The organism is Parasphingopyxis algicola, from assembly GCF_013378075.1.
GTDB lineage: Bacteria > Pseudomonadota > Alphaproteobacteria > Sphingomonadales > Sphingomonadaceae > Parasphingopyxis > Parasphingopyxis algicola.
On sequence record NZ_CP051131.1, the window covers coordinates 3,592,478 to 3,614,084 of the forward strand.

Genomic DNA, 21,607 nt, shown 5'->3' on the forward strand with positions numbered 1-21,607 from the left:
TGCCTTTCCTCAAAAAATCGAGACAACAAATGGTTCAAATTATTGCCGAAATCGGCTGCAATCATAAGGGCGATGTCGAGATCGCAAAGGAACTGATCTCGGTCGCCGCGCGCGTCTGCAAAGCGAATGTCGCGAAGTTTCAGAAGCGCAACAATATAGAGCTGCTATCGGCGGATCAATATGAGGCGCCGCATCCGGTGCCGGCAAACTCTTATGGCGATACTTACGGCGCGCATCGGGAAGCGCTGGAGTTTACGCCCGACCAGCACCAGGAGTTGCTCGATCATTGTCGTTCGGAACGAATCGAATATTCGACTTCCGTTTGGGATCTCACCTCGGCGAAACAGATGGCAGCGCTCAATCCCCGGCTGTTGAAAATTCCGTCGGCGACGAACCTGCACTGGTCATTGCAGGAATGGCTATGCCGCAACTACGACGGCGAAATCCACGTTTCGACCGGAATGACCACGCGCGCAGAAATCTCGGAAATCGTGGATTTCTACGAGAAGTTCGATCGCGCCAAGGACTTGGTTCTCTACTCGTGCACGTCCGGTTATCCGGTTGCCTTCGAAGATATCTGTTTGCGGGAAATCGAAACCCTGCGGGAACATTATGGCGACCGCGTCAAGGCGATCGGATTTTCGGGCCATCATCTCGGTATTGCTGCCGATGTCGCGGCGCTTGCACTCGGTGTTGAATATGTCGAGCGGCACTTCACGCTTGATCGCACATGGAAGGGCACCGACCATGCGGCCAGCCTCGAACCCGATGGGCTGCGGCGCCTTGTTCGTGATCTTAACCATGTCGAACAAGCGCTAACCTTCAAGCGCGAGGATATCCTGCCGGTTGAACAGGTTCAGCGCGACAAGCTCAAATGGCAGGACAGCACGAGCGAAGCTGCCTGACCATGGGGGCTACGGTCGCGGTCATTCCAGCGCGCGGCGGCTCGAAGGGTATTCCCGGGAAAAATCTGGCCAAGGTTGGTGGGGTGCCTCTCGTGGGACGCGCAGTAGCGGCTGCGCGTGCTGCTGCGCGGATCGATCATGTATTCGTTTCGAGCGACGACGCGGCAATCCTCGCCTGCGCGCGCAAGCATGGTGCAGGTGCAATCGAAAGGCCGGCGGAAATCGCCGGCGATACCGCTTCATCCGAATCCGCGCTCCTCGATGCGCTCGATCGACCGGAGATCCAAGCGCTCGATCCGGAGCGTGTCGTCATGATCCAGTGTACGTCGCCATTTACACGTGCCGAGGAGCTTGATGCACTCGTAGCCGCACTGGATAGAGAGGGCGTAGATTGCGCACTGACCGTTGCCGAAGACCACGGCTTTCTCTGGATACGAGACGAGAGCGAGACGGGTGTCGGAGTCAATCACGATCACCGCGCACCCCGGCAGCGCCGCCAAGATCTGTCGCCGCAATATCGGGAAACAGGCGCCGCCTATGCGATGGACGTTGCGGCTTTTCGTGCCGCGGGCACCCGCTTTTGCGGCGATCCGGCGTTGGTCGAGACGGCCGCGGCCGCGCCCGAGATCGATACGCGTCGCGATCTTGAGGTTGTTCGCGCGATCGCCGCACAAATTGGCGCGCATCCGCAGAAAAACCTTGCGAAGAATATCGCGGCACTCGTGACCGATTTTGACGGTGTCCATACCGACGATCGAGTGATTGTCGATCAAGCTGGGCACGAGGCTGTCCGATGCTCGCGCAGCGACGGCATGGGCGTCGAGCGGCTTCGCGAGGCGGGTATGCCGATCCTCATCCTTTCGAAGGAAACGAACAGCGTTGTAGCGCGCCGCGCACAGAAGCTCAGGGTTCCTGTGCTCCACGGCGAGAATGACAAGCTGGGAACGCTACGGCAATGGGCAAAAAAGCAGGCGTTGACACTCGATCAAATCTGTTTTGTCGGCAATGATGTGAACGATGTTGCCTGTATGCAGGCCGTCGGGCTTTCAGTCGCTCCGTCAGATGCGCGTCCGGAGGCGCATAGGGCTGCGGACCTCGTATTGAGGGCGACCGGCGGCAATGGAGCGGTGCGCGAGATATGCGAATACCTGCTCTTATCCTTTCCGGCTGGCAAAAAGTCTGGTGAGGCCCGATGACCGGAAACATTGAACGAGAGAAGTGCGAGCATCGTGCTGCTGCACTCAGGCGGCACCGGAATTTTGCCGATGACCTGCGCAACGAGCCCTTGGCTTTTTGGGACTTGCGGAAAATCGAAACAATCGAGTGTGTATGTTGTGATGCCCAACCTTCGCATGTTTCCGCTTATCCCTTCGCATCTAGCGAACGTTTCGCGCGGCAGATCATTGTCTGGTGTGAAAATTGCGGTTTTGGCATGGTGCCGCAAACCTCGTTTCCGCTCGAAGACTATTATCGCGAGGAGTATGCTCTACAAAATCGGGGCGACCGCCACGCGGATCCGGAACTCTATTTCGCGAAGATGGACTCCGAACATCCGCCGAAGAATCTGGCGCGTTACATTGCGAGGGCTCGCTACCAGATCAAAAACATCCGACGCTTTATACCGCGCATCGGAGCGATGCTCGATGTCGGTGCGGGACCCGGTTACGCTCTTCGAGCATCCGGTGCGGATAAGAAATTCGCACTCGAGCATGACGAATATTCGAGAAAGTTTCTCCACCATATCGGCGCGACCTTGGTCGAATGGGAGACGGCGTCGCGCCATCGCTATGATGTGATTCTTCTCTCGCATAGTCTCGAGCATTTCGAGTATTCGGATGTCGTCAAACGGCTCCGGATGCTCGTGAGTTCGTTGAATCCCGGCGGATTGCTTTATGTCGAGGTCCCGCCGGGCGGGTTGGGCTGGAAGCATTACAGCTACAAGCATGAACCACATACGCTGTTCTTCACTCCCGAGGCGCTACGCCGGCTGGCGACGAAACTGGGCGGCGAGGTATTAAAATGTGAGCCGACGATCAGGAATTACAACTTGGTCAGCGATCTCGAGTCGCCGATTTATCACGGCGCGAAGGCTCGCCGGTTGAACGACCCCCGTGGTCGGTTGACGCTGATATTGAGAAACCAAGGATAGTAGGCGCGACCTTCGAAACGCGGTTTGAATTCACACGAATTTCGCGTGACGTCCGTAAGGAACGATCAGCTGGTTCACCAGATCGCGTTCGAAATCGATGGCGTGAACCTCGCCCACCTGCAGATGCGTTTCGCCGACGTCGAAATAGTGCATTTCCCCGGACGAAAAGAAATCGAAACCGAACGCCGTGAACGGGCATTGAACGAGAAATTCGAGAATCTGGATAACCCGGAAACCTGTACTGGGAAAAGGATAGGAAAGATTTTCGCTCATCATCTTTACGCAGGGTGCCAGATATCCGGTTTCCGCGGGATCCAGTTCGAAGCCCAGCCGCCCTCGGCTGAATGCGGCGATATCGGGGAAATGGCGCGCATGCGGCTGCATCATCAAGGTTTTCGCGCGCTCGACGCTCGCCCGGTGCGGTGACGCTTGGCGATTGGCGGACGAATACCAATAGTCGGTTTTCGTTCCCAGATCCTTTTCATAGCCTTCGATGACGAAATCGTTCAGCCGGATCACGGTATCGAACGCATCGATTGCCGGTCCGCGCCCCTGTTCGAGCAATGACGGCGAATTGCCGATCAGCGCATTGGAGCCGTGTCTCAGAGTGTCCGTCCAGATATCGAAATTCCGATGCACATGCTCGGCGATATCGCTGGGATGGTCGGCGTAACCGCCGTTGAGCAGGTAGGTAGTGCGCGGATCGCGGGCAACGCCCTCGCGATACGCGTCCATCACCTGTGCGCATTTCCGATAGACCGAGTCCAGCGCCCGTTTCGCGTCGTCGGCGTCGCCGTTTCTGGCGTGGAGAAATGCGCGCAGTGTGTCCGTCCACAGGCTTTCGTCCCGAGCGTTTGCGCAATCGCCTAGCCAATCCAGAGCATCCTGGGTGCGATCGAGGTAAATCAGCGCGCGTCCGACCGCCGATCGGGCGCTTTCCTCTTCCGGGTCCAGCGCCAACATTTCGGTGAAGTTGTAGAGCATCCCGTCATAGTCGCGCCGACGCTCGCAGACTTGGCCCGCCTTTTTCCAGAAGGCCGGCACGCCGGGAAACCGTTGCTTCATGCGTTCGCAGAGTTCGGCGGCTTCCTGGAATTCACCCGTCGCGAAAACAGCGTTAAGCTGTCGATGGTAATCGTTCACATGTTGCGTCCGCTCGGCCACCGCGGCCCGGATTTCCACCGCCGAATTCACGTTTCCGACGGCCAGGTCGTGATCCGAAAGAGCCCGGAACAGATTGACATTGTCGCGTTCGACCGCCGTTCCCTCATATGATCGCGGCGCCGGCTTACCGGTCTCGAAACCGGTCCGCACCAGGTCGCCGGCTACGACCTGGCAGTCGGGGAACCGTTCCGACAGCCTTTCCGCTTCCTCTCTTGCGGCAACCAGCTTGCCTTGCCTTGAAAGCATCAGGACCCGGTTTCGAAGCAGGGTCGACTGGTCAGGGGACTTGTCGACAAGATCGGCGATCACCGCATCGGCTTCGTCGTAGCGAAGCCCGTCGATCAGGGCAGCAGCATAGGAGACTAGAAAGGCCGGGCTCCGATAGCGCTCGGTCAACGACCTCCATATCGAAATCCGCTCTTCGGGACGCTTGTGACTGTCCAGCGCCCGGCCGAACAGCAGAGCCGCGGTCTGGGAGGATTCGACGTAGCCACTGACGAGCGCGGCCGTCAGAATGTCGAAGCCCTGAGAACGGAGCGCTTTCGCGAGGCTCAGTTTCAGGCTCTGTGACGCGTTTTCGAGGCTCGCGAGACTGTGCAGCGCGATCCGCAGAGCGCCGTTCTCGCTGAGCTCTGCAGCCTCGCTCGAAAGAAGCCTCAGATCGGTTTCGTGGCCCGCATCAAGCGCGATCGTGAGTTTGACGATGTGTCGCCATCGCGCCAACCCGTTGTGCTCCGGTTCGTCCGCATCCGGTGCCGTTTCCGCGAATGCCTTTTTTCGCCGATAGCGCTCGAGCCATTGGTCTATCGCCGGAAGTGCTGCGCTCGTCATCGGATTCCCGTCGCCGCACATCTGCTCGAGTAGGGCTTGCTGCGTTTCCGCATATGCGGCGGCCGTTTCGGGTTCCGAACTGCCATAATGGATTTTGCCCAGCAGATAGTGCGGGCTTGTGGCCCCTTGACCCCGTTCGACGGCTTCTTCTGTCGAGTTGTCATATGCAATGGTGAGCAATGGCGTCCGCTTGACAATCGATCTCAAAAGACCGTGACTCAACGGGTTGACGATCAGCCAATCGGCAAAGTCTGCCAAGGCGTTCGTTTGCTCTCTCTTTTCGAGAACTCTGACAAGCGCGCCTGTGCCAATTTGTTGGGCCACGGCCAGAGCCAGTTCCTGGTCGGCGCCGGACGCCGAATCCGGCATCCGGCTTTTTGCGAAAGCCCGGGCCAGCGACGACCGGGCCATTTTCTTCAGTCTGCGCGGCAGCGACTCGGCTTCCACCAGAAGCTCGTACATGAGGGCGAAATTGCCGGGTCCAGCCTGTTTCTCGCGGACAATCTTGGCGGCCGAAAGGATGTGTGCGCGCAATGATTGCCGCGTATCTGGCCGCTGTCGGTCGGAGCTGCCCGGATCCCGGTTCGCATCCAGGTGCCCCCCGGTTTCGAAAATTCTGAGAGCTAGGTCATAGATCGATGCACGATCCGCCGTGCGCGAATAAGATTCGGCAAGATGTTCGAAGAGCCCCTCATCATCCGCCCGGCCGGTCCGGACCAAAATCTTGGCCAGGACGGCATGAGCGGTGGGCATGCTCGCCAACACGGATAAAAAGGGCCAGTTCGGCGTCTTTCCGCCGTTCACCGAGTTCACCAGCTGCCAGTTAGGTATATGCGCGGCGACGGCGCAGATCGAGGCTCGTCTGGCGAGCGGCAGTTCGAGATCGTACCGCATTGCGACCATCGATTGCGCCAGCAGTTCGTCGGTTTCGACACGTGCCTCATGATCGAAGGGGTTGGTATAGAGAAGCAGCTTCTTGGCTACCGCCACCCAAAGACGGTGATCGTTCGACAGCTGTGCGAGCTTCAGAACATCCTTCAAGCTGTCAATCTGCATCGGTTTTCTGGAGCTCACCCGTCATGAAACGATCATCTTGTTATCGCTGCTTGAACACTGTTCATACGCGTAAGACCTGCGCGCGGTGTCCAAGAAAGATCGATGCACAGTGCATTGCCCAATTATTTCAACAGGATCAACATTTTGTGGTTTTGTCGGAATAACGCCGGTTTGTCGCGTTTCGGCGTTTCTCCGTTCCGCTGACAGGCGATTATCTGCCTTGCGGACGTTGGTTTGGCTTGCGGTCTCCGTTCCAGGCCATAGATAGTCGCCTATGCCTATTATCGCGTTGAACGGGCCCGAAGCGATGCGTATTCGCAAGGCCAACGATCTTGCCACATGGGGCAGCCGAACGAAGGAAAATCGCGTCGAACCGGTCGCAAAACCGGCGTTCGATACGCCGTTTCAACTCCAGCCGGGCGAAAAGATCTTCACGATCGGTTCCTGTTTCGCCCGCCATGTCGAGGGCGAGCTCGTAAATCGCGGTTTCGAGATTCCGATGCGAGACCTGTTTCGGAAGGGGGCATTTGAGGGTCTCGCGCCGGAGATCGTGAACAATTTCGGTACGCCCTCGATCTACAACGAGTTTGCATGGGCCTTCGGCGAACAGGCGTTCGACGAAGACAAAGCCATAGTCGAGGTCGGCAAGGACAGATTTGTCGATCTGCATATGGTGAACAGCATCCGTCCCGGGCCGTTCGACGAGGTCCTCGCCCGTCGCAAAGGCCTGTTGAGCGCGACACGGTCGCTCGCCGATTGCCGGGTTCTCATCATGACGCTCGGATTGGCCGAGGTATGGTGGGACGAGGAGGCGCAAACCTATTTGAACACGGCGCCCTTGCCGACCGTTTTGAACGCGGCGGCCGACCGGTTCTCGCTGCACGTGCTAGATTTCGCCGAATGTCACGACTATCTCAAGCGCGCTCTGGACATCGCCTTTGCGCATGGCCGGGACGATCTGCGCGTTATCCTGACCGTTTCTCCGGTGCCGATGATGGCGACGCACCGGCGCACCGACGTGATTACGGCCAACAGCTATTCGAAGTCCGTGCTGCGAACCGTTGCCGAGCATATAGTGCAAGCGGACGACCGGATCAGCTATTTCCCCAGCTATGAAACGGTGACGCTGAGCGATCGCCGTTTGGCGTGGATGGACGATTTGGTCCATGTGTCCAAAGAGATGGTCGGGCTCAACGTGGACAGGATGGTCGACGCGTTCACCGGCAACCCCCATCCGGTCGAGCGCCAATTGCCCGCCACGGCCAGTCTTTCGAACGAAAATGCGGCCGCCCTGTTCCTTGCCGATCAGGCGCGCAGCGCGCGGGCTCTGGATGACGAGGCCTTTTTCGAAGAGCATCGCGACGAGGCTCGAAAATCGCCCGCCTTTGCTCTTGAATATGCGAAATTCCTATTCGCCAAGAAAGATCTCGAGGCGGCGCTCGATATCCTCGATAATGCGCAAGGCGTCGAAGCCGAATTGCTCCGCGCCAGTCTATTGCGTGCGACGGGAGCCTATGACGAGGCGGCGGCTGTTGCGGCAAATGTCTGTCGGACCAATCCCAAGGGACAAGAGCAGTGGCGGCTCAGGCTCGACATCGCGGCCGCCCGCAAGGACCTGGAGGATATTGCGGTCATCGAGAAAGAGTGGCTGCAGGCCGCGCCGGCGAGGCGGGGAATCATCCTGTCTTTCGTCGGCAGCGCTTTTCGCCGGGCCGGGAACGATCACGAAGCGCTCGATCGCCTGCGCGATTCCGGGATCGATCCCGCCGATGCCGAAGGCTTTGTGGCCGTCGAATGGGCTTGGGCCCTTCTCAGCTTGCAGGAATATGGCGAAGCCAGGGGCGTCATCGAAAAATTCGTCCCGCGTTCCGATTGGCAGGTCAACCAGGTCAAGCAGATCAGGAAAAAACTCGCCGCCGCCGAGGCCGCATAACACTGGCGCCGAGACACGAATGCGGGCCGGTTCTCGGCCTACCGCACAAGATGCCGAGCTTGTCGCTCGGTGCATTGCAGAGCCGATAAATTGGCGCGCTTGGACGGAGGATCGCCGAACCCGAGACGCGTTGGCCAACCGCCGGGCCGCTCCAAGGATGGCCAACTCATCATGCCGGCTCAAAAGTACACGGAGCGAAGCGAGGGACTTTTGAGCGAGATAGTGGCGCGCCCGGCAGGAGTCGAACCTGCGGCCTCAAGATTAGAAGTCTCGTGCTCTATCCAGCTGAGCTACGGGCGCGTCCGAAGGTGCTGTAGCCAGCACGAACGGCGAAGGAAAGGTAGCATCGGGGATGGCCGGGCGATGACGCGCTCGATATCAAGATGATACGCTCCAACCCCTTATCGGGAAGGGATATATGCCCGAACCGCGTACCAAGGCAGACAAGCTGTTCCGCCAGCGGCTCCTGAGCTGTTCGGATTTCTACACCGATACGCTCGATGGTATCTGGGGCCCGAACTCCCGGGCGGCGGATCAGGCCTTCGAACGCAAAAGTGCGGCGATCGCGGCGGCCGAGGGCACCTTCGATCCGCGATCCGAGAAAAACATATCGGGCCTGCGCCCGGACGCCCAGGAACTGGCCCGCAAATCGCTGATGGCGGTCCGGACCGCGGGGATCGATGCGCGCATCATCTCGGGCACGCGCACCTATGCGGAACAGGATGAGCTGTACAGGCAAGGGCGGAGCAGGCCCGGGAGGATCGTGACCAACGCACAGGGAGGGCAAAGCTGGCACAATTTCGGCCTCGCCTGGGATATCGGCATATTCGTCGACGGTGCGTATCAGACCGCCGCCGAACCGTACAAAGCCGCCGCGGCGCACGGGAAGGTATCCGGCGTTTCCTGGGGCGGCGACTGGCTGCGGTTCAAGGACTTTCCCCATTATTTCCAAACCACGGCACTTGGCATGGCGCAGTTGCGCGCACGATTCGAAAAAGGGTGCCGCTGAGGCGGCGCCTCAGGAACCGATCGGGACGAAGGGCTGCGGGCGGTGATTGCCGTAGAGCGATAGCCGGCGGGTGCCGGGCACCGCATCGCCGCGCCGGTGAAAGCCGAAAACGTTGGCGACGACGAGCGTATTGCCGGGCACCGGATAGGCCTTCGGTTCCGGCAGGCCCATGGCCGCCATTTCCTCTTCCTCGATGCGGAACGAACCGGTCATGCCGCGGTGATCCTTCTGCACGCGGGCTTCGACGGCCGCCTCGGCCTTCTTCTCTTCCCAGGCAAGGCGCTCGGGCGTCAGCTTGTGGCTTCCGGGTACATAGACGAACGGGCCGTCCTCTTCGCGCACCGGATCGATGAAGAACCAGTATTTCATACAGTTGAAAAAGGTATCGCGGTGAAATTCGCGCTGCTGGTCGGGGATCTCGGTCTCGTCGCCGTTGACCGTCTGATAGATCCAGTTGCGGCGCGGCGACATGGTCTTGCCGGTCACGAGCCGGGCGAGGCGCTTGAACTGCGCGTTGCGCGGGAAGGCCGCAGCCAGCGGCCCGGGCTTGATGAAGCGATTGAGGGTGCCGCCGTCGAACCGGTCGAAACCCCAGTCATGCCGATCGCTGTCGCCGAACCCCCAGACTTCGGGTTTGTCGGGCAGCGGGGTGGCGGTCCTCGCCGCCTCTTCCGCGGCATGACATTCGTTGCGCAGCGCGGCGAATTCCTCGTCGGGCAGAAAATTCTCAATCGCGACGAAACCGTGATCCATCAGATGCTGTTCGTCGGCGTCGCGTACCCGCACCGTTTGCGCGCGGCGGAAACGGCAAATGGCCAGGGCGGCCTTGACGCGCTTGCGATGCATGCCCAGCCGGTTAAGGCCCGGATGGCCGACCCAGGGATCGCTGAACACCTTCATGGATGTGAAAATCGAGTACATGGCCGGGTTTTCACGCCAAAATCGGCTGGAATGCAAGATGGATATGGGGCAGGGGGACCGATATGAGCGACGCAACTATCGAGAAAATCGACGCTTCCGCGCTGGGCGGACGGCGGATGCGTTATTTCGATTTCGTGATGGTGGCGTTCGTCGTCATCCTGTTGCTGTCCAATGTGATCGGTGCCGGCAAGGTCGCCAATGTCGATCTGCCGCTGATCGGTGCCTATGCTTTCGGCGCCGGAATCCTCTTCTTTCCGCTGTCCTATGTGATCGGCGACGTGCTGACCGAGGTGTACGGCTATGCCCGGGCGCGGCGCTGCATCTGGGCGGGCTTCGTCGCGATGTTGTTCATGGCGCTGATGGCGACGATCGTCGTAGCGATGCCGCCGGACGCCAGCTGGACGGGTCAGGCGGCTTATGAACAGGTGTTCGGCCAGGTGCCGCGGATCGTCTTCGCTTCGATCATCGCCTTCTGGGCCGGCGAGTTCGTCAATTCCTACGTCATGGCGCGCATGAAGGTCTGGACCGACGGCAAATATCTGTGGACCCGGACGATCGGCTCTACGGTGTTCGGCCAGGGCGTCGACAGCCTGCTCTTCTACCCGCTCGCCTTTTGGGGCGTGTGGACCAACGAGCTGGTGGTCACGGTGATGATCACCAACTGGCTGCTCAAGGTGGCATGGGAGGCGCTGCTCACGCCCGTCACCTATATCGTGGTCGGCTGGCTCAAGCGGCACGAGGGGCTCGACGTGTACGACGCGCATACCGGTTTCACGCCGTTCAAGACGACGGTCTGATGATGCGGCACCGGCCGGAAGGCCGATAGGAAATGAGCATCTTCCAGGAGACCAAGCTTCTGCTCATCGACACTTTCGGGCTCTCCAAGGACGCGCTGCACATCTATGTCGGGCTGATCGTGTTTTTCGGCACCGCGCTCGTCTTCCGGCTGCCGCTGCGCGATATCCGGCCGGTACTCGCGGTGCTGCTAGCGGCGCTGGCTGGCGAGCTATGGGACATCTACGACACCGAAGCCATCGGTGCGCAGCAGGTCTATGCCGGCAATTGGCATGACATCTGGAATACGATGTTCTGGCCGCTGGCGATCATGCTGCTCGCGCGGTTTACGGGCGTCGCGAAGCGTTAGGGCCTAATCTATCAGAATTTTCCTTGCGGCGCCTGAGCGTTAGCGAAGGTCTGACAAAACTAAACCAGCGCTGCGACCAGCCCGTCGAAGAGCCGCTTGCCGTCGGTGCCGCCATGGGCGGGTTCGATCATCCGTTCGGGATGTGGCATCATGCCGAGCACATTGCCGGCCTCGTTGACGATCCCGGCGATATCCCGCGCCGAACCGTTCACCCTCTCGCCGTAGCGGAAGGCCACCCGGCCTTCGCCCTCGATCCGGTCGAGCGTCGCCTCGTCGGCAAAATAATTGCCGTCATGATGGGCGACGGGGATCGTGATCGCCTCGTTCGCCTCGTACCGGCTGGTAAAGGCCGTCTGGCTCGACGCCACGGTCAGCGCGACATCGCGGCAGATGAAATTGATCCCGGCATTGCGGAGCAGCGCGCCGGGGAGCAGCCCGGCCTCGGTCAGCAGCTGAAAGCCGTTGCAGACGCCGAGCACGGCGACGCCGCGGTCCGCTGCCGCCTTCACTTCGCGCATGATCGGCGAATTGGCGCCGATCGCGCCCGACCGCAGATAGTCGCCATAGGAAAAGCCGCCGGGCAGCGCGATCAGGCCGAGGCCGTTCGGCAGTTCGGTCTCGCGGTGCCAGACCATGTGCGGCCGGGTGCCGGTCGCCTGTTCGAGCGCCACCGCCATGTCGCGGTCGCAATTGGATCCGGGAAAGACGATGACCGCGCTTTGCATCACGCCGCCGCCGCTTCGCTGTGGTCGCGCTCGATCTCGAAATTCTCGATCACCATGTTCGCGAGCAGCTTGCGGCACATTGCCTCGATATCCGCGTCCGAGACGTCGTCATCGAGATCGAGTTCGATCAGCTTGCCCTGGCGGACATCGTTGACGCCCTCGAAGCCGAGCGATTCGAGCGCATGATGAATGGCCTTGCCCTGGGGGTCGAGAACCCCGTTCTTCAAGGTCACATGGATACGGGTTTTCACGGGCTGATCTCCTGCAGGGCCAGAGTCGCGCGCTCTATGCTGCGATCGTCGCCTTGTGGCAAGGGGAGGGCGGCGATAGGTTGTGTGTTCGGGGCCGGAACAGCCGAGGATGGTTGCATTGCAGGTGGAATCCAAAGGCTGGCTACGCGCCCTATTGCAAATCATTCTCTTCATCCTGGTGCTGGCCGGCGCGGTTGCGCCGCTGCTCCTCGTTCCCAACAGCCTGATCCAGTTTCTGCTCGCCACTATGGTCCTTGTCGCACTGCTGTTTGTCTGGGCGCGCCATGTCGATCGCAGACCCTTTTCCGACTATGGCCTGATGCCGTTTGGCAGACTCCTTTCGGCTACTCTTGCAGGTCTGGTGATCGGCACGGTGTCGGTGGCAATTGTGTTCGGAGTATCGGTCGCGCTGGGCGCCATCGAGGTATCGGAATTGCCTGTCACGATCGCGTTCGCGGCCATTCTCTCATTCTTCCTCAAGATGCTTGTCGTCGGCGTCTGGGAGGAGATATTTTTTAGAGGGTTCCTGTTCACGAGCCTTCGGGATGTGTTCGCTTCCAAGTCCAACGCCCGGGCCGGCATTTTCGGAGCCTTGCTGGTGTCGTCCCTCGCGTTCGGCATAGCCCATTCCATGACGGATCACGCATCGATTGCCTCGCTGGCTATCCTTGCCGTCAACGGAGCGATGCTCTGCATCCCTTTTGTGCTCACGGGCAATCTCGGCCTATCGATCGGATTCCACGCCGCCTGGAATTTCGCTCAATCCAAGATTTTCGGGTTTGCGATGAGCGGAAATCCGGCCGAAGGATCGTTGATCGCGATAGAACAACAGGGACCGGTCTTTTGGACCGGGGGCGCGTATGGACCCGAGGCCGGACTGGCTGGTCTGTTGGGATTGGCGGTCGGTCTGGCGCTGTTCGTTGCCGTCATTGCCCTGTTCCCCCGTCTGACCGGAAAATCCGGCACTTCGGGGTAACGATCGGTTCCCGCTATCCGGTCGCGGATCGATATCGGCATTCCCTCTTGCCGTCGGGAAATCCCTGACAAATCCCTTCTTCCTCGTTAACCCGATTTCAAAACCTTCTCCGTTAACAATCGGGCAGCGCGCATCTTACGCGCGGCGTATGACGATTCGTATCGGGGAGGCATCACCATGGTTGCTTTGGCGTTGGGCATGTTCATCGCATTGTTCGCCTTTGGCGGCGATCTGCTGGGCTATCGCGATCCGGACGGCATGGTGCAGCTGGCGCTCGTCGCGACCTTCGTATTCGGCATTATCTGCGGCAACAAACTCGGCCGCTGAACCGCGGATTTCCGGTGCCGGCGACGGCGGCTATTTACCCCGCTTCTTGCGATGCTGTTCGAGGTCGAGCACTTCGTTTTCCGCACCCTCGGGCAACAGGCCCAACCGCCGCGCGACTTCCTGATAAGCCTCGACCTCGCCGCCGAGATCGCGGCGGAACCGGTCCTTGTCGAGCTTCTCGTCCGACTCCATGTCCCACAGACGGCAGCCGTCGGGACTGATCTCGTCGGCGAGAATCAGCCGCGAATATTCATTCTCCCAGATCCGGCCGAATTCGAGTTTGAAGTCGATCAGACGGATGTTGATGCCGGCAAACAGCCCGCTCATGAAATCGTTCACGCGGATCGCCATGTCCGCGATCTCGTTCATCTCGTCCTGGCTGGCCCAGCCGAAACAGGCGATATGCTCTTCGGCGATCAGCGGATCGCCCAGCGCGTCGTCCTTGTAGCAATATTCGATCAGGGTGCGGGGCAGGGGCGTCCCTTCCTCGATGCCCAGCCGCTTGGAAAGCGAACCGGCCGCGACATTGCGGACGACGACCTCGATCGGCACGATCTCGACCTGGCGCACCAGTTGCTCGCGCATGTTGAGGCGGCGGATGAAGTGGTGCGGTACGCCGATATGGCCAAGCCGGGTGAAAATATGCTCGGAAATCCGGTTGTTGAGCACGCCCTTGCCGTTGATCGTGCCCTTTTTCTGGTTGTTGAACGCGGTCGCGTCATCCTTGAAATATTGGATGATCGTTCCGGGTTCGGGGCCCTCATAGAGGATCTTGGCCTTGCCTTCGTAGATCTGGCGGCGGCGGGACATTGGCGTGACTCCCAAGAAAGAAGCGCGCCCCGGACGCGACGGTGAAAACGCGCGGGCCGGGGCGAAGGCGCTTGCTATAGCGAATGCCGCGCACCGGCGCAATTGCCGCGGCTACGGTGGGGCGCGGCAGAAAATCCACAGTACACAGGAATTGTCGCACGCCGCTCGTCACTTAAGAATTTGTAGGGTATTTGAGGCGACAACGAGACTGTTCGGCAAGAACATCTCGTCCAGGGGGGGAGGAGCTTTGCGCATAAGGTTGCAGCATTTTGTCGTGCTGGCCGGGTTGTTGACCGGCCTGTTGGTTTCCGTACTCGTTGCCATGCAACTATCGCGCACGAATGACGCGCGGGTCGGCGATCGTTTTTCGAGTTCGGCGGAGTCGATCGTCGGCGCGGTCGAAAACCAGATCCAGACTCAGCTGACCCTGTTGCGCGGCGCGGCCGGATTCTTCGGGGCGTCCGACATGGTCAGCGCCGAGGAATTCGGCACATATATCGGGCGGCTCGATCTGGAGCGGAATTACCCCGGGGTGTTGGGCATCGGTTTTGCCGTCACGCATCCCGAACGGGCCAGCCTTGAACGGCTGGCCATCCGGCTCGATCCCGACCGCCGGGTGGAAACCGAGGCCTGGCCCGCGGGAGAGCGGACGCCCTATTCGACGATCCTCTTTCTCGAGCCGCGCAACGAGATGAACCTTCAGGCGATCGGCTTCGACATGATGAGCGAAGACACGCGCCGTGCCGCGATGATGGCGGCGGCGCGAACCGGCCGGACGACCGTCAGCGGCAGGGTTCAGCTCGTCCAGGAGATCGACCCCGTCAAGCAGCCCGGCTTCCTCGTCTATTCGGCGCTCTATGACGAAAGCGGCGATGGCGATCCTGTCCATTATGGCTGGGTTTACAGCCCGCTGCGCGCCTATGATCTTTTCGAGACACTGTTCCCCCAGGACGAGCGCGCCGATATTTCCATCAGCATCTATGACGGGCCGCCGTCGGAAAGCGGCCTCCTCTATCGCTCTGCTCCCCCGCCGGAGGATGCCCGTTACACGATTGTGCGGACGATCGATGTCGGTGGCCGCGAATGGCATATCGAGATGGTGGCGTTGCCGAGTTTCGCCTCCGGGATAAACTTCGCCCTGCCCTGGATCGTCGGGCTCGTCGGCGCGCTGCTCTCGATCCTCCTGGCGCTCCTCCTGTGGCAGCAGGCGCGGGCGGCCGATCGGGTCGAACGCCAAGTGGAGCGACGCACGGCGGAACTGCAGGCGACGAACTCTCGCCTGCGCGACGAGGTGGCAGCGCGGGAAAAGGCCGAGTCGGCGGTTCGCCAAATGCACAGGGTCGAGTCCGTCGGTCAGCTGACGGGGGGTATCGCCCATGATTTCAATAATATGCTGGCGATCGTTGTCGGGAATCTTGAAATGGCAAAGCGGCGTCTCGCCGATCCCGAAAAGCTCGAACGGTTCGTCGATCAGGCAAAACTCGGTGCGGAACGGGCGGCCGCGCTCACCCAGCGCCTGCTGGCCTTTTCACGTCAGCAGCCATTGTCCCCGACCCGGGTCGACGCCAATGCGCTGATCGCGGAGATGAGCAACCTGCTCGAACGGACGATCGGAAAGCAGATCGATGTTCGAACCGAGTTCGCCGAGGATCTCTGGCCGACCCTGGCCGATGCGAGCCAGCTCGAAAATGCCGTCCTCAATCTGGCGATCAATGCACGCGATGCCATGGCCGATGGCGATACGCTGACCATCGCGACGCGAAACGAGATCCGCGAGATCGCCGCCGGGGAAAATCGCGGGGCGCCGGCCGAATTTGTCGTGATCACCGTCAGCGACACCGGTTCGGGGATGTCGTCCGAGGTCAAGGCCAAGGCGCTCGATCCGTTTTTCACCACGAAGGAAGTCGGCAAGGGAACCGGCCTCGGCCTCAGTCAGGTTTTCGGTTTCGTTCGCCAGTCGGGCGGCGATCTGGCGATCGAGTCGACAGAAGGCGAGGGCACGGCGATCAAGATCTTCCTGCCGCGGTTCCGGGGTGAAGAGGTGGAGAGCGACGACGACCGCCGGGTCGGCGCTCATGGTGAAGCGCCGACGGGGATCGCGCAGGAAATCGTCCTCGTCGTCGACGACGAGGAGCAGGTATTGTCGATGACGGTCGAGCTGCTGCGCGAGCTGGGCTACACCGTCGTCCATGCGGCGGATGGCGAGACGGCGCTCGAAAAACTCGCCGGCAATCCGGGCATTCGCGTGGTGCTGACGGATATCGTCATGCCGGGGATGAACGGAAACGAGCTGGCCGAGCGCGCACTGGCCCGGATACCCGATCTGAAATTCGTCTTTGTCAGCGGCTTCGACACGATCACGGAAACCTCCGCCGTTGCCAAGGAACACAAGATCGCGAAACTGCAGAAACCGTTCACGCAGCAGGAACTGGCCGACGCGATCCGGACGGCGTTCGATTCCGCCAGGGGCGCGCCGGAAGACGAGGGCAGGGCCCCATCGTCCTCCGGCCAGACGGCCTAGATGCCGGCAATCGGCGTTACGGTCGCGAAGATCGTGCTGCCGCTGACGACAAGCGCGGCGATCATGACCGCGCTGTGAAAACCCGCGCTGCGGATCTTGCGCAAGAGCATTTCGCGGGCGTTGGTCAGTCCGCGGGCGCAATCCTGTGAAATCCGCGCAACGGCGTCGCAGGCTGCGTCGTGATGGGCGTCCCAAATCCGGTGGTCGAGTTCATCGCGCATGGTCTGTCTCCTTATGGTCGGTCGGGTGACAAGTAAGGAGATACGCAGCCCGTCTGGCGATTCCCAACTAAAAGCTCGACTCTATTCATAAGGAGGGCTTATGATATGCGGCATGCGTAGCCTGCCGCCCCTTGCGTCGATCCGGGTATTCGAAGCCGCTGCGCGCCACGAGAATTTCACCAGTGCGGCCGAAGAGCTCGGCATGACGCAGGCCGCCGTCAGCTATCAGGTCAAATCGCTCGAGGCGTGGCTTGGAGCGCCGTTGTTTCGCCGCGAGCGGGGACGCGTTGCCCTGCTCGAGACCGCCACGCCGCTGGCGACCCAGGCGACGGCGGCCTTCGATCTCCTCAACGATGCGGTGTCCCGGATGCGCGCGGCGGACGAGGCGCAGCTGACGATCAGCAGCTATGGCACCTTCTCCAACCGTTTTCTCGCGCCTCGCCTCGGCGGCTTCCAGCTCGATCAGCCGGATCTTGCGGTCCGGCTGGACGTCAATGACGCGCTGGTCGATTTCGCGCGCGACGATGCCGATGTCGCGATCCGCGTCGGGCGCGGCGACTGGCCCGGGCTTTACAGCCAGTTCCTGATGCGCGTGCAGTACGCGCCGATGGCGAGCCCCGACTTCATCGAGACTTACGGCCCGCTCGACACGCCGCAGCGGATTCTCGCATCGCGCGTGCTCAGCCCCGACGATCGCTGGTGGATCAACTGGTCGGCGCATTTCGGTATCACCGATACGCCGCCCGTGCCCGCGATCCGCCTCGACTCGCAGATGATCGAGGGCAACGCCGCACTTGCGGGGCAGGGTATTGCGATGCTCGATCTCGCCTTATGGACGGACGAGATCGGCGACGGCCGGCTCGTCCGGCTCGGCCCGGCCATTTACGGCCGCTCCAGCGTCTGGATCGCCTGCCCCGAGCACCAGCGCAACCAGCCCAAGCTCAAGGCGTTTCGCGACTGGCTCGTCGCGGAAGCGGAGAACCACCCGATGAAGGCGATCATCCGCCGCGATCCGGACGACCCGCGCCGCGAGGTGGACCTGGACGGGTGAGCGCGGCACAACGGGACCCACAGGAGACGATGGTGGATTTCAGCGATATCGATACGGTGATCACGGCGCTCTATACCGCTATTTCCGGCCCGCCGGGCGGGCAGGACTGGGAACTCGAGAAACAGCTCTACCATCCCGATGCGCGGCTTGTACGCACACGGGTTGCCGAAGACGGTACGCCGATCCTCTTCTCTTTCGATCTCGACGGATTTCGCGAGGCGACGATCCCGCTCCTCGCCGACCGGCATTTCTACGAGATCGAGACCAACCGGAAGCTGTTCCGCTTCGGCAATATCGCCCAGGCGTTCAGCGAATATGAGGCGCGAGACGCACAGGAGGGCGGTGACCTCCTGTTTCGCGGGATGAACATGATCCACCTGTTCTGGGACGGCGCGCGCTGGTGGATCATGCACATCATCTGGGACAATGAACGCGAAGGCGTGACCTTGCCCGGGGCGGATTGGTACCGGAACTGAGGCGGACATGATCTTCGCGTGAAAATATGCTATGCGAGTCGCACCACCCGGGGATAAACGCCCGGGCGACATTGACGGGAGCCATAGCTTCCCGCCCAGCCTCCCCGGCGCCGAATGGTGGTACGGGGAGGTTTCCTTTTGGGGCGGCGCCGCGCCCCGTAGTCGACCCCCAATCATCTGTGGAAATCCCCCTCGCGGCGCGTGCGCGCCGCTGCTAATCCGCGAGCCATGACGACCGATACCGCCGATCCGCCAGAGTCAGACGATCCGTTCGACCGGATCGTCGAGGCACCGTTCGACGAGGCGATCTCGGAACGCTATCTCGTCTACGCGCTCTCGACGATCACCGCGCGCTCACTGCCCGATCTGCGCGACGGGCTGAAGCCGGTGCATCGCCGCCTGTTATGGGCGATGCGGCTGCTGAAGCTCGATCCGTCCTCGGGCTACAAGAAATGCGCGCGCGTCGTCGGCGATGTCATCGGCAAATATCATCCGCATGGCGACCAGAGCGTCTATGACGCGATGGTCCGGCTCGCCCAGCCCTTCTCGATGCGCTATCCGCTCGTCGACGGGCAGGGCAATTTCGGCAATATCGACGGCGATAACGCGGCCGCGATGCGCTATACCGAGGCGCGGCTGACCCAGGCGGCGATCGACCTGATGGACGGCCTCAACGAGGGCACGGTCGATTTCCGACCCACCTATAATGGCGAGGAAGAAGAACCGGAGATTTTCCCGGGCCTCTTCCCGAACCTGCTCGCAAACGGCGCGAGCGGCATCGCCGTCGGCATGGCGACCTCGATCCCGCCGCACAACGCCGCCGAGCTGATCGATGCCGCGACGCACCTGATCGACCATCCCAAGGCCGACGAAGCCGAGCTCATGGATTTCGTCCAGGGGCCGGACCTGCCGACCGGCGGGCTGCTCGTCGACGGCAAGGAGATCATCGCCGAGGCCTATCGCACGGGGCGCGGGGCGTTTCGCGTCCGCGCGCGCTGGCACCAGGAGGATCTGGGGCGCGGCACCTGGGAAGCGGTGATCACCGAAATCCCGTTCCAGGTGCAGAAGGGCAAGCTGATCGAACAGATCGCCGCGCTGATCGCCGACAAGAAGCTGCCAATATTGGCGGACGTGCGCGACGAGAGCGACGAGCAGATACGCATCGTGCTCGAACCGAAGAGCCGCACGGTCGAGCCAGACGTCCTCATGGATTCGCTGTTCCGCCTGACCGAACTCGAGACGCGCGTCAGCCTCAACCTAAATGTCCTCGACGCCAATCGCACGCCGCGCGTGATGAGCCTCAAGGACGTGCTCAGGGAATGGCTCGACCATCAGTTCATCGTGCTCGTCCGGCGTTCGGAATTCCGCCTCGGCAAGATCGACGACCGGGTCGAGCTGCTCGACGGCTATATCGTCGCCTATCTCAACCTCGACCGGATCATCGAGATCATTCGCACCGAGGACGAGCCCAAACAGGTGATGATGGCCGAGTTCGAACTGAACGACCGCCAGGCCGAGGCGATCCTCAACATGCGGCTCAGGAACCTGCGCAAGCTCGAGGAAATGGAACTGCGGCAGGAACGCGAGGACCTGCTCGCGGAGCGCGAAGAGCTCGACAAGCTGTTGTACTCCAAGCAGCACAAAAGCCTTCAGCGGAAGCGGATGAAAAAGGACCTCGCCGGTCTCCTCAAGACGTACGGCGCCGACACCGAACTCGGCCGGCGCCGCACCAGCCTCGAGGAAGCCGCTCCGCCCAAGGAAATCCCGCTCGAAGCGATGATCGAGAAGGAGCCGATCACGGTCGTCATGTCCGAGCGCGGCTGGATCCGGGCGATGAAGGGCCATGTCGACAGTGCCGGTCTCGCCAAGCTCAAATACAAGGAAGGCGACGGTCCGGCCTTCGGTTTCCACGCGCAGACGACCGACAAGCTGCTGCTCGCGGTGGACGATGGCCGTATCTACACGCTCGGAGGGGACAAGCTCCCCGGCGCGCGCGGTTTCGGCGAACCCGTCCGCTCGATGGTGGATGTGGAAGACGGCGCGGAGATTGCGGGCCTCGTAAAGGTCGAGGAAGGCGGCAAGCTGCTGCTCGCCAGCACGGCCGGCAAGGGCTTTGTCGCGAACGCCGAAGAAATCGTCAGCACGACGCGCAAGGGCAAGGTGGTGGTGAATGTGAAGGCCGGGGCGCGGCTAAGCGTCGTCCGCCCGATCCCCGACGGCGCCGATCATGTCGCCGCGATCGGCGAGAACCGCAAGATGCTGATTTTCGAACTCGCGGCCCTCCCCGAAATGGCGCGCGGCCAGGGCATCATGCTGCAGAAATACAAGGATGGTGGCCTGTCCGACGCGACCGTATTCAAGCTCGACGACGGCCTGAGCTGGGCCATGGGCGGCGATACGGGCCGCACGCGGACGGAAACGGAGCTGGACGACTGGATCGGCAATCGTGGGACTGCGGGCCGGATGCCACCACGGGGGTTCCCGCAGGATAACCGGTTTAGTTGATAGCTGACCGGAAACTTCTGGAGGAGTAGATCGAAGCGCGCAAAAAGGAACAAGATTGGAGCGCGTTCGCATTCGCGGCGGGGCCACTGGTCATCTTGCTTGGAATCGAATTGCTGTCCCCGTGGGCATTGGTCACTCAGCTTCCCAGGTACATCTATTTTGCTGCCGCAATATTGGGGCTGTTCTATGCTCATTGGATCGCGAGAGACATACTAGCCAGAGAAGCTATCTCCGGCCAAATCATACTTCTTCTTGTTGTACTTTATGCGGGTTATTCGATTGGAATAATGCCATATTTGCTTCGGTCGGTGATCGTATTTGCGGCTTTCCTCAGTCCGAACACTGATACCGAAATGCAAAATTTTTTGATTGAGAGGGGTAGCATCGGTCGCTGGCCCGGGACCGATACGATTTCCGTTAATCCGTACCTTGCAGAGGGGCGGTCAACCCGGGTGCGAGCTACCTACGACTTAGCTGCCGAGTTTACGCATGTGTCAGAGCGTAGGCGGCATTGCATCAAGCTGGAAACGCAAACGGGTCAGCGGGGCATCGTGAGGGTGCGCACCCATAGTGTTCTTGGCAGCCGTCAGACAGGCCAAAATGTCGAAAGAGATTGCGTTTAAGATCGCTTT

Annotated in this window: 19 protein-coding genes and 1 tRNA gene; 13 read left to right on the forward strand and 7 right to left on the reverse strand. The window is 61.0% G+C overall.

What is annotated here, in order from left to right:
* The first annotated feature begins 29 nt into the window (after positions 1-29).
* From HFP57_RS17510 to HFP57_RS17520, 3 genes are read left to right on the forward strand one after another with little or no spacing between them, the layout of a single operon-like run.
* Entirely contained in the window at positions 30-905 is an 876-nt protein-coding gene (locus HFP57_RS17510; protein ID WP_176870999.1) for an N-acetylneuraminate synthase family protein, read from the forward strand.
* On the forward strand, positions 875-2,101 hold the full coding sequence (locus HFP57_RS17515) for an acylneuraminate cytidylyltransferase (protein WP_218135050.1): 1,227 nt from the start codon (positions 875-877) through the stop codon (positions 2,099-2,101). Before HFP57_RS17510 ends, HFP57_RS17515 begins: the two co-directional genes overlap by 31 nt.
* Positions 2,098-3,054: a class I SAM-dependent methyltransferase gene (locus HFP57_RS17520; protein WP_176871000.1), complete on the forward strand. Its 957-nt coding sequence runs from the start codon at positions 2,098-2,100 to the stop codon at positions 3,052-3,054. The genes HFP57_RS17515 and HFP57_RS17520 overlap by 4 nt, the downstream gene beginning before the upstream one ends.
* Before the next feature lie 30 nt (positions 3,055-3,084).
* Here the strand turns inward: HFP57_RS17520 and HFP57_RS17525 are convergent, their stop codons facing one another.
* Complete coding sequence (locus HFP57_RS17525) at positions 3,085-6,105, reverse strand: glycosyltransferase family 29 protein (RefSeq protein WP_176871001.1); 3,021 nt, start codon at positions 6,103-6,105, stop codon at positions 3,085-3,087.
* A 274-nt stretch (positions 6,106-6,379) separates the two neighbouring features.
* Here HFP57_RS17525 and HFP57_RS17530 point away from each other — a divergent pair, with 274 nt between their 5' ends.
* A complete protein-coding gene (locus HFP57_RS17530; RefSeq protein ID WP_176871002.1) occupies positions 6,380-8,038 on the forward strand; it encodes a GSCFA domain-containing protein in 1,659 nt (552 codons plus the stop codon).
* Between the two features lie 223 nt (positions 8,039-8,261).
* Here the strand turns inward: HFP57_RS17530 and HFP57_RS17535 are convergent.
* Positions 8,262-8,338: transfer RNA gene (locus HFP57_RS17535), tRNA-Arg, on the reverse strand.
* Between the two features lie 118 nt (positions 8,339-8,456).
* On the opposite strand from HFP57_RS17535, the gene HFP57_RS18190 reads away from it, so the two are divergent.
* A complete protein-coding gene (locus HFP57_RS18190) occupies positions 8,457-9,047 on the forward strand; it encodes a M15 family metallopeptidase (protein WP_176871003.1) in 591 nt (196 codons plus the stop codon).
* A gap of 9 nt (positions 9,048-9,056) precedes the next feature.
* Here the strand turns inward: HFP57_RS18190 and HFP57_RS17545 are convergent, their stop codons facing one another.
* Positions 9,057-9,968: a phytanoyl-CoA dioxygenase family protein gene (locus tag HFP57_RS17545; RefSeq protein ID WP_176871004.1), complete on the reverse strand. Its 912-nt coding sequence runs from the start codon at positions 9,966-9,968 to the stop codon at positions 9,057-9,059.
* Positions 9,969-10,030: 62 nt separating this feature from the next.
* Here HFP57_RS17545 and HFP57_RS17550 point away from each other — a divergent pair, with 62 nt between their 5' ends.
* Together HFP57_RS17550 and HFP57_RS17555 are read left to right on the forward strand one after the other, a co-directional pair.
* A complete protein-coding gene (locus HFP57_RS17550; protein ID WP_176871005.1) occupies positions 10,031-10,765 on the forward strand; it encodes a queuosine precursor transporter in 735 nt (244 codons plus the stop codon).
* A 32-nt stretch (positions 10,766-10,797) separates the two neighbouring features.
* The gene (locus HFP57_RS17555) at positions 10,798-11,112 is read left to right on the forward strand and encodes a hypothetical protein (protein ID WP_176871006.1); all 315 of its coding nucleotides are present in this window, start codon (positions 10,798-10,800) and stop codon (positions 11,110-11,112) included.
* A 59-nt stretch (positions 11,113-11,171) separates the two neighbouring features.
* Here HFP57_RS17555 and purQ read toward each other — a convergent pair whose 3' ends face one another.
* Complete coding sequence (gene purQ, locus HFP57_RS17560; RefSeq protein ID WP_176871396.1) at positions 11,172-11,837, reverse strand: phosphoribosylformylglycinamidine synthase subunit PurQ; 666 nt, start codon at positions 11,835-11,837, stop codon at positions 11,172-11,174.
* Positions 11,837-12,088, reverse strand: coding sequence for a phosphoribosylformylglycinamidine synthase subunit PurS (gene purS, locus HFP57_RS17565; protein WP_176871007.1), 252 nt, complete (start codon positions 12,086-12,088; stop codon positions 11,837-11,839). The genes purQ and purS overlap by 1 nt, the downstream gene beginning before the upstream one ends.
* A gap of 109 nt (positions 12,089-12,197) precedes the next feature.
* On the opposite strand from purS, the gene HFP57_RS17570 reads away from it, so the two are divergent.
* Together HFP57_RS17570 and HFP57_RS17575 are read left to right on the forward strand one after the other, a co-directional pair.
* Positions 12,198-13,064, forward strand: a complete 867-nt coding sequence (locus HFP57_RS17570) for a CPBP family intramembrane glutamic endopeptidase (protein WP_176871008.1) — start codon at positions 12,198-12,200, stop codon at positions 13,062-13,064.
* 177 nt (positions 13,065-13,241) lie between these two features.
* Positions 13,242-13,391, forward strand: a complete 150-nt coding sequence (locus tag HFP57_RS17575) for a hypothetical protein (RefSeq protein ID WP_176871009.1) — start codon at positions 13,242-13,244, stop codon at positions 13,389-13,391.
* Between the two features lie 30 nt (positions 13,392-13,421).
* On the opposite strand, the gene purC is transcribed toward HFP57_RS17575, so the two are convergent.
* The gene (purC, locus tag HFP57_RS17580) at positions 13,422-14,201 is read right to left on the reverse strand and encodes a phosphoribosylaminoimidazolesuccinocarboxamide synthase (protein WP_176871010.1); all 780 of its coding nucleotides are present in this window, start codon (positions 14,199-14,201) and stop codon (positions 13,422-13,424) included.
* Positions 14,202-14,205: 4 nt separating this feature from the next.
* Between purC and HFP57_RS17585 the strand changes: the two genes are divergently transcribed.
* The gene (locus HFP57_RS17585) at positions 14,206-16,722 is read left to right on the forward strand and encodes a CHASE domain-containing protein (protein ID WP_176871011.1); all 2,517 of its coding nucleotides are present in this window, start codon (positions 14,206-14,208) and stop codon (positions 16,720-16,722) included.
* Here HFP57_RS17585 and HFP57_RS17590 read toward each other — a convergent pair.
* Positions 16,719-16,943, reverse strand: coding sequence for a hypothetical protein (locus tag HFP57_RS17590; RefSeq protein ID WP_176871012.1), 225 nt, complete (start codon positions 16,941-16,943; stop codon positions 16,719-16,721). The genes HFP57_RS17585 and HFP57_RS17590 overlap by 4 nt on opposite strands.
* Positions 16,944-17,055: 112 nt before the next feature.
* Between HFP57_RS17590 and HFP57_RS17595 the strand changes: the two genes are divergently transcribed.
* The 3 genes from HFP57_RS17595 to parC all read left to right on the forward strand — a co-directional run bounded on the left by HFP57_RS17595 (position 17,056) and on the right by parC (position 20,975).
* Positions 17,056-17,994 (forward strand): LysR substrate-binding domain-containing protein, encoded by a 939-nt coding sequence (locus HFP57_RS17595; protein WP_176871013.1) that lies wholly within the window; start codon positions 17,056-17,058, stop codon positions 17,992-17,994.
* A gap of 29 nt (positions 17,995-18,023) precedes the next feature.
* A complete protein-coding gene (locus tag HFP57_RS17600) occupies positions 18,024-18,470 on the forward strand; it encodes a hypothetical protein (protein ID WP_176871014.1) in 447 nt (148 codons plus the stop codon).
* A gap of 228 nt (positions 18,471-18,698) precedes the next feature.
* Positions 18,699-20,975 carry a DNA topoisomerase IV subunit A gene (parC, locus tag HFP57_RS17605; protein ID WP_176871015.1) on the forward strand — a complete coding sequence of 759 codons (2,277 nt, stop codon included), beginning with the start codon at positions 18,699-18,701 and terminating at the stop codon, positions 20,973-20,975.
* Positions 20,976-21,607 lie beyond the last annotated feature (632 nt).

Bases quoted from the DNA above. Each gene is read 5' to 3' on its own strand.
- HFP57_RS17510 (WP_176870999.1), top strand. From the start codon at position 30: ATGGTTCAAATTATTGCCGAAATCGGCTGCAATCATAAGGGCGATGTC.
- HFP57_RS17515 (WP_218135050.1), top strand. From the start codon at position 875: ATGGCAGGACAGCACGAGCGAAGCTGCCTGACCATGGGGGCTACGGTC.
- HFP57_RS17520 (WP_176871000.1), top strand. From the start codon at position 2,098: ATGACCGGAAACATTGAACGAGAGAAGTGCGAGCATCGTGCTGCTGCA.
- HFP57_RS17525 (WP_176871001.1), bottom strand. From the start codon at position 6,105: ATGCAGATTGACAGCTTGAAGGATGTTCTGAAGCTCGCACAGCTGTCG.
- HFP57_RS17530 (WP_176871002.1), top strand. From the start codon at position 6,380: ATGCCTATTATCGCGTTGAACGGGCCCGAAGCGATGCGTATTCGCAAG.
- HFP57_RS18190 (WP_176871003.1), top strand. From the start codon at position 8,457: ATGCCCGAACCGCGTACCAAGGCAGACAAGCTGTTCCGCCAGCGGCTC.
- HFP57_RS17545 (WP_176871004.1), bottom strand. From the start codon at position 9,968: ATGTACTCGATTTTCACATCCATGAAGGTGTTCAGCGATCCCTGGGTC.
- HFP57_RS17550 (WP_176871005.1), top strand. From the start codon at position 10,031: ATGAGCGACGCAACTATCGAGAAAATCGACGCTTCCGCGCTGGGCGGA.
- HFP57_RS17555 (WP_176871006.1), top strand. From the start codon at position 10,798: ATGAGCATCTTCCAGGAGACCAAGCTTCTGCTCATCGACACTTTCGGG.
- purQ (WP_176871396.1), bottom strand. From the start codon at position 11,837: ATGCAAAGCGCGGTCATCGTCTTTCCCGGATCCAATTGCGACCGCGAC.
- HFP57_RS17570 (WP_176871008.1), top strand. From the start codon at position 12,198: ATGGTTGCATTGCAGGTGGAATCCAAAGGCTGGCTACGCGCCCTATTG.
- HFP57_RS17575 (WP_176871009.1), top strand. From the start codon at position 13,242: ATGGTTGCTTTGGCGTTGGGCATGTTCATCGCATTGTTCGCCTTTGGC.
- purC (WP_176871010.1), bottom strand. From the start codon at position 14,201: ATGTCCCGCCGCCGCCAGATCTACGAAGGCAAGGCCAAGATCCTCTAT.
- HFP57_RS17590 (WP_176871012.1), bottom strand. From the start codon at position 16,943: ATGCGCGATGAACTCGACCACCGGATTTGGGACGCCCATCACGACGCA.
- HFP57_RS17595 (WP_176871013.1), top strand. From the start codon at position 17,056: ATGCGTAGCCTGCCGCCCCTTGCGTCGATCCGGGTATTCGAAGCCGCT.
- HFP57_RS17600 (WP_176871014.1), top strand. From the start codon at position 18,024: ATGGTGGATTTCAGCGATATCGATACGGTGATCACGGCGCTCTATACC.
- parC (WP_176871015.1), top strand. From the start codon at position 18,699: ATGACGACCGATACCGCCGATCCGCCAGAGTCAGACGATCCGTTCGAC.